Annotated in this window: 7 protein-coding genes and 1 rRNA gene; all 8 read right to left on the bottom strand. The window is 71.1% G+C overall.

The window, feature by feature from the left end; all coding sequences use genetic code 11:
• Positions 1 to 189 precede the first annotated feature (189 nt).
• The gene (locus HET64_RS35290) at positions 190 to 1278 is read right to left on the bottom strand and encodes an NAD-dependent epimerase/dehydratase family protein (RefSeq protein ID WP_215111324.1); all 1089 of its coding nucleotides are present in this window, start codon (positions 1276 to 1278) and stop codon (positions 190 to 192) included.
• 149 nt (positions 1279 to 1427) lie between these two features.
• The gene (locus HET64_RS35285; protein WP_003948845.1) at positions 1428 to 1526 is read right to left on the bottom strand and encodes a 30S ribosomal protein bS22; all 99 of its coding nucleotides are present in this window, start codon (positions 1524 to 1526) and stop codon (positions 1428 to 1430) included.
• 110 nt (positions 1527 to 1636) lie between these two features.
• Complete coding sequence (locus HET64_RS35280; protein ID WP_215111323.1) at positions 1637 to 1849, bottom strand: helix-turn-helix domain-containing protein; 213 nt, start codon at positions 1847 to 1849, stop codon at positions 1637 to 1639.
• Between the two features lie 128 nt (positions 1850 to 1977).
• The gene (locus HET64_RS35275) at positions 1978 to 2793 is read right to left on the bottom strand and encodes a phosphatase (RefSeq protein WP_215111322.1); all 816 of its coding nucleotides are present in this window, start codon (positions 2791 to 2793) and stop codon (positions 1978 to 1980) included.
• Between the two features lie 101 nt (positions 2794 to 2894).
• The gene (locus HET64_RS35270) at positions 2895 to 4067 is read right to left on the bottom strand and encodes an acetoin utilization protein AcuC (protein ID WP_215111321.1); all 1173 of its coding nucleotides are present in this window, start codon (positions 4065 to 4067) and stop codon (positions 2895 to 2897) included.
• Positions 4036 to 5238, bottom strand: a complete 1203-nt coding sequence (locus tag HET64_RS35265; RefSeq protein WP_215111320.1) for an MFS transporter — start codon at positions 5236 to 5238, stop codon at positions 4036 to 4038. The genes HET64_RS35270 and HET64_RS35265 overlap by 32 nt, the downstream gene beginning before the upstream one ends.
• A 42-nt stretch (positions 5239 to 5280) precedes the next feature.
• On the bottom strand, positions 5281 to 5925 hold the full coding sequence (locus HET64_RS35260; protein WP_215111319.1) for an HAD family phosphatase: 645 nt from the start codon (positions 5923 to 5925) through the stop codon (positions 5281 to 5283).
• 71 nt (positions 5926 to 5996) lie between these two features.
• Positions 5997 to 6102 (bottom strand): 5S ribosomal RNA (gene rrf / locus HET64_RS35255); the annotation flags it as partial.

The raw sequence follows: 6102 nt of genomic DNA, 5'->3' as shown, positions 1-6102 counted from the left end.
CAGCCCGGAGGGCTCGGGGACCTGTGCCCCCGGCAGCGCGCTCACCGGGGCCGCGGAGCCGTCGCCCCGACCGCCGCCGGGACCGCCCGCCCCGGTCCGGCGCCGCGCCGGACGCGACGCGCCACCGGACCGCGAACGGTCGTCGTCGAACGGAATGACCTTGGCGTCCGCCATCGTCGGTGCGCTCCTCTACCTGGCGCCGTGAGTCGTCTGTACCGCACCGGCCCCGCGCTCCCGCGGCCCGGCGCCTCCCGGGAGCGGCAACGCCGCCAGCCGGTCCACCGCCCCGCCCACCGTCTCCGGCGGCAGCAGCCCCGGACCCCGGCTCCGCGCGAACTCCGCGAACGTCTCCGCCGTGGTGAACTCCGGCCGGAAACCGAGGGTCTCGCGCATCTGCACCGTCGAGACCACCCTGCCATGGGTGAGCAGCCGGATCTGTTCCGGCGAGAAGTCGGTCATGCCGATCGTACGGAGCGCCGAGCCGACCCAGGTGACAGCGGGCAGCAGCACCGGCACGGTCGGCTTCCCCAGCCGCCGCGAGCACTGCGACAGCAGCAGCACCCCGTCGCCGGCGATGTTGAACGTGCCGCTGTTCAGCGTCCCGCGCCGGGGCTCGCCCGCCGCGATCCCCAGGACGTCGATCACATCGTCCTCGTGCACGAACTGGAGCCGGGGGTCGTAGCCGAAGACGGTCGGCAGAACGGGCAGCGACAGATAGTCCGCGAGCGGCGAGTCCGGCCGGGGCCCCAGGATGTTGGCGAACCGCAGCACGCACACCGCCACGTCCGGCCGACGGCGGGCGAAGCCCCGTACGTACCCCTCGACCTCCACCGCGTCCTTCGCGAAGCCGCCGCTGGGCAGCGACTTGGGCGGAGTGGTCTCGGTGAACACCGCGGGATCGCGGGGCGCCGACCCGTACACGCTCGTACTGGACTTCACCACGAGCCGCCGCACCGTCGGGGACTTCTGACAGGCGCCGAGCAGCTGCATGGTGCCGATGACGTTGGTCTCCTTGATCGCCGTCCGGCCGCCGGCGCCGAGCGCCTTGCCGGAGACGTCCAGGTGCACGACCGTGTCGACGGCGTGCTCGGCCAGGATCCGCGCCAGGGCGGACTGCCGGATGTCCGCGCGCACGAACTCCGCGTCGCCCAGCTCGTGGGCGGGCGCGACCGCGTCGACCGCGATCACCCGGTCCACCCCGGGCTCGCACTGGACGCGCCGGACGAAGCGGCCCCCCAGCTGCCGGGCCGCTCCTGTGACGAGCACGACCTTGCCCAAGACCCGGCTCCCCTGCTTCCCGCGGTAACTTCCCTGGCCGTCACCGTAGCGGGTGGACGCCGCCCTGTGACGACCCCGTGCTCCGAAACGCACCGCAGCCCCTCCACCGGAACGGCGGAGGGGCTGCGGATCTCACGAACCGCGTTCGCTTACTTCTTGTTGCGACGCTGAACGCGCGTGCGCTTGAGCAGCTTGCGGTGCTTCTTCTTGGCCATCCGCTTGCGCCGCTTCTTGATAACAGAGCCCACGACTACCCTCGCTCACTTCATTTTCACTGGTGCGGGGCGTCTGGGCCCACACGACCTACGTCGGCCTAGCCTACCCGCCACCGTCCGAGGGACGTAATCCGCAGGCAACCTCAGGCTGATTCCACCCCCACAAAGGACTCGCGGAGATACGTGTGAACCGCTTGCTCCGGCACCCGGAAGGACCTGCCCACCCGGATCGCCGGCAGATGACCGCTGTGCACCAAGCGGTACACCGTCATCTTCGACACTCGCATGACCGAGGCGACTTCCGCCACGGTCAGAAACTTGACCTCGTTGAGAGGCCTCTCGCTGCCAGCAGCCATGACCCACCTGTACCTTCCGCACCGGACGCGCACCGGCTTCCCCTCCGGTGACTCTTCGTCGCTGTGCGCTCACTCCACAGATTAGGGGCGCGTGGTGCGAGTGGGGAAGAGGAGAGGCGGCGAGAGGCCTACGGTGACAGACGGGCCCGATTGAGCACATAGCGCGTCAACGGCCGGTAAAACGGCGCCCGTACGCCGTCGTCGAGCGGAACGACGACGGACACCCGCCCCTCGGCCTCTCCCACGAACAGCGCCGGATCATCCGTGTCCGCCGGCCCGATCGCCTCGATCCCCAGCTGACCTGCACCGCAGACCCAGCCGTGATCCCCGATCACCAACTCCGGCAGCACCCCGAGCCGCTCCGCCGCGTCCTGGAGCGCGAGCCGCACCGGAAGCGGCGAATGCGTGTGCGCGCCGGTCTCACCCCCCGTGGGCCGCCCCCCCGGTTCGCGCACCAGGGCGACACCCCGTACGTAATCGAGGCTGTACGTGCGTACGCCGAACCGGGTCGTTATGTCGACACATCTCCCCTGCGCGGGGGTGAGAACAGGACAGCCCACCGCCGACAGAGCGTCTGCCAGCCCGGCGTAGAAACCGAGCAGCCGGTGCGGATGACCGGTCCCCAGCAGCACCGGAGCCCGACGCTCCGCCACCAGCGCCAACCGCTCGGCGAACGCGTCCAAAGCGGCCACCGTCCGCTCCGGGTCGATCGCGTCGGGACCGCTCACATGCGTGGGATCCGCCGAGACCCCGCACCGGTCCGCCATCAGCCGCAACAGCTCGCCCTCGCCCCAGGCCCGCTCGGGCGCGAGCCCCAGCATCACCCGCGGATCCCGCGCGGCGAACAGCCGGTAGCTGCGCAGACTGGTCTCGCGCGGGGTTGCCACGGGCCCGGCCAGCCGGGCCGCCAGCAGATGGGCGCGCAGCGCCCCGGTGCTCAACACCCCTGGGATGCTGCCGCACCCCGGAGCCCCGCGGGCGGGAATCCCGTTACGCCCCACCGTTGGCGTAACGCACGGCACAATGACCCACCCCGCACCCGGACTCAGGTCAGCAGCCCCCGCAACGGGAACGCCGCCTTCCGGGACGCCAGCACCGCCTGGTCCAGCCGGTCCGCCGGGTCGTACCCGTCCTCCCAGGCCTTCCACGACGGCGTACGCCCGTCCGTCATCCGTCCCGGCCCCAACTGCCGCGTACGGGCGTAGACGAGATCCCGCCAGGACGGCGGCACCACCGACTCCGGATCGACGGGCGCGTGCGCCGCGATCCCGACGAGATGCGTCCACGACCGGGGCACCACATCCACCACCGCGTACCCACCGCCGCCGAGCGCCACCCAGCGCCCGCCGTCCGCGTACCGGTGGGCCAGCTCGTGGCAGGACTCCATGACCGACCGCTGCGCGTCCAGGGAGACCGCGAGGTGGGCCAGCGGGTCCTCGAAGTGGGTGTCGGCCCCGTGCTGGGTGACGAGCACCTGGGGCCGGAAGTCGGCCAGCAGCTCGGGCACCACCGCGTGGAACGCCCGCAGCCATCCCGCGTCCCCGGTCCCGGCAGGCAGTGCCACGTTGACCGCGGAGCCCTCCCCCGCCCCGGACCCGGTCTCCTCCGGCCACCCGGTCTGCGGGAAGAGGGTCCTCGGGTGCTCGTGCAGCGAGATCGTCAGCACGCGCGGGTCCTCCCAGAACGCGGCCTGCACCCCGTCCCCGTGGTGGACGTCCACATCGACGTACGCGACCCGCTCGGCGCCCAGCTCCAGCAGCCGGGCGATGGCGAGGGCGGGGTCGTTGTAGACGCAGAACCCGGCGGCCGAACCGGGCATGGCGTGATGCAGCCCCCCGGTGAAGTTCACCGCGTGCTCGCACTCACCCCGCCACACGGCCTCGGCCGCACCCACCGAAAGCCCCGCGATCAGCGCGGACGCCTCGTGCATCCCGGCGAACGCCGGATCGTCCACGGTCCCGAGCCCGTAGCCCTGGTCGGCCGCCCGTGGATCCGCGGAGGCGGCCCGTACCGCCGCCACGTAGTCCTGCCGGTGCACGAGCCGCAGGGTGGAGTCCCCCACGGGCTTCGCGGACCGCAGATCCACCGCCCCGTCGAGCCCGAACGCCCGCACCAGCCCCATCGTCAGGGCCAGCCGGACCGGGTCCATGGGGTGCGTCTCCCCGAAGTCGTATCCCGTAACTGCGTCATCCCACATCAGCTGTGTGCGGCCGCTCATGCCCGCCACCGTATCGGGCGGGCTCCGGCCCGAACGCGCGGGCATACACGAGCGTCGCCAGCACCAGAACCATCGGTACGAGCATGGCGCCGCGATAACTCCACGCATCCCCCAGAGCGCCCACGAGCGGCGAACCGACCAGAAACCCCACATAGTTGAAGATGTTCAGCCGGGCCACGGCCGCGTCGCTGTTCCCCGGGAACATCCGCCCGGCCGCCGCGAAGGTCTGCGGCACGATCACACAGAGCCCGAACCCGAGCATCGTGAACCCGAGCATCCCCACCCAGGCCCCGGGCGCCACCGCCACGACCGCGAACCCGCCGGCCGCCAGCAGACTCCCGCCCCGCACCACGGCGACCGCCCCGAACCGCCGCACCCCGAGGTCCCCCACGGCCCGGCCCAGCAGGGTCGTCACCATGTAGACGTTGTACGGAACGGTCGCGAGCTGCTCCGAACTGCCCAGCACGTCCTGGAGGTACTTGGCACTCCAGTTGGAGACCGTCGAGTCCCCGATGTACGCGAAGCTCATGACGAGGCACAGCGGCAGCAAAAGCCGGAACGACACGGCCCCGCCGGCGCCGGCGGGGCCGCGCTCCCTCTCCTTCGGCCCCTCGCCCTCCGTGTACCACCGGCTCCCGACCAGCGCGGCGGGCAACAGCACCACCACGACGGGCAGGTAGGACGCGAGCAACGACAGATCCCACCGCGCCCCGGCCCACGCCAGGGACGCCCCCGCGATCCCGCCGAGGCTGTAGGCGGCGTGGAAGCCGAGCATGATGCTGCGCCCGTACGCCCGGTTGAGGCTGACGCCCAGCATGTTCATCGAGGCGTCCAGCGCCCCGACGGCCAGCCCGAAGACGCCGAGCGCGACGGCGACGTGCCACACCTCCCGCCCGGCGCCCACCCCGAGCAGCGCGAGCAGGACCAGGGGCTGGGACCACCGCAGGACGACACCGGGCCGCACGCGCGCGACCATCTTCTCGGTGGCGACGCTGCCGGCCCCCGCCAGGATCGGAACAGCGGCGAGGAAGACGGGCAGCAGCCCGTCGGATATCCCGTACTGGTCCTGGATGGCGGGGATACGCGTCACCAGAAGGGCGAAGGCCACCCCTTGAACGCCGAAGCTCAACCCCAGGGAGGCCCTGCCGTGCCGCAAGCCCGCATCAGTCATGGCCGCGAGCGTAGAGCCAGGCGCTACCCAGGGGTAGATGGATCAGGCGAGCAGTTCCGGAAGCTGAGCCATGTCGGAGAAGTGCCCGGTCACCCCGACGAGTCGGTCCGCGGGCATCATCGACGTGAACCCGTACACGTCCATCCCCGCGGCGCGGGCCGCCTCGACCCCGAGCGGACTGTCCTCGATGACGACGCACCTCTCCGGAGCGACACCCATCCGCTCGGCGGCGTACAGGAACAGGTCCGGCGCCGGCTTGCCCCGCCCGACATCCTCCGAGCTGAAGATCCACTCCTCCTCGAACCACTGGTCGATCCCCGTCCTGCGGTGCCCGACGCGGATCCGCTCGTGGCTCCCGGAGGAGGCGACGCAGTAGTCCACCCCGTCCGCGACGAGCTTCCCGAGCAGTTCCTCGGCCCCGTCGACGGCCGCGAGATCCCGCTGGAAAGCGGCGAACGTACGGGTGTTGAGCGTGGAGTCGAAGTCCTCGGGCAGCTTCTGCCCGGTCCGCTCCTCGACGAGATCGTGGACCCGGTGCACGGCGGACCCCATGTAGTCACGGAGCGACTCGTCGTACGAGGTGGGGTGACCGAGCTCGGTGAGGTAGCCGGAGAGGACGGTGTTGGCGAGCGGCTCACTGTCGACGAGCACACCATCGTTGTCGAAGATGACCAGTTCGTAGCGCATGGTTCGACCCTAGACGTTCAGAACGCAGAAAAGCCCCGTGCCACAAGGCACGGGGCTTTCCCGGAAAAATTGTTCGGCGGCGTCCTACTCTCCCACAGGGTCCCCCCTGCAGTACCATCGGCGCTGAAAGGCTTAGCTTCCGGGTTCGGAATGTAACCGGGCGTTTCCCTAACGCAA

The sequence above is a fragment of the Streptomyces sp. McG3 genome (genome assembly GCF_018619185.1).
In the GTDB taxonomy this organism is placed as follows: Bacteria; Actinomycetota; Actinomycetes; order Streptomycetales; family Streptomycetaceae; genus Streptomyces.
The sequence above is the reverse complement of the archived record's forward strand: the minus strand, read 5'-3'. Positions and strand labels throughout refer to the sequence as shown.

Excerpts from the sequence above, each read along its gene's own strand:
- HET64_RS35270 (WP_215111321.1), bottom strand. The coding sequence starts at position 4,067 with ATGAGCGGCCGCACACAGCTGATGTGGGATGACGCAGTTACGGGATAC.
- HET64_RS35260 (WP_215111319.1), bottom strand. The coding sequence starts at position 5,925 with ATGCGCTACGAACTGGTCATCTTCGACAACGATGGTGTGCTCGTCGAC.
- HET64_RS35280 (WP_215111323.1), bottom strand. The coding sequence starts at position 1,849 with ATGGCTGCTGGCAGCGAGAGGCCTCTCAACGAGGTCAAGTTTCTGACC.
- HET64_RS35265 (WP_215111320.1), bottom strand. The coding sequence starts at position 5,238 with ATGACTGATGCGGGCTTGCGGCACGGCAGGGCCTCCCTGGGGTTGAGC.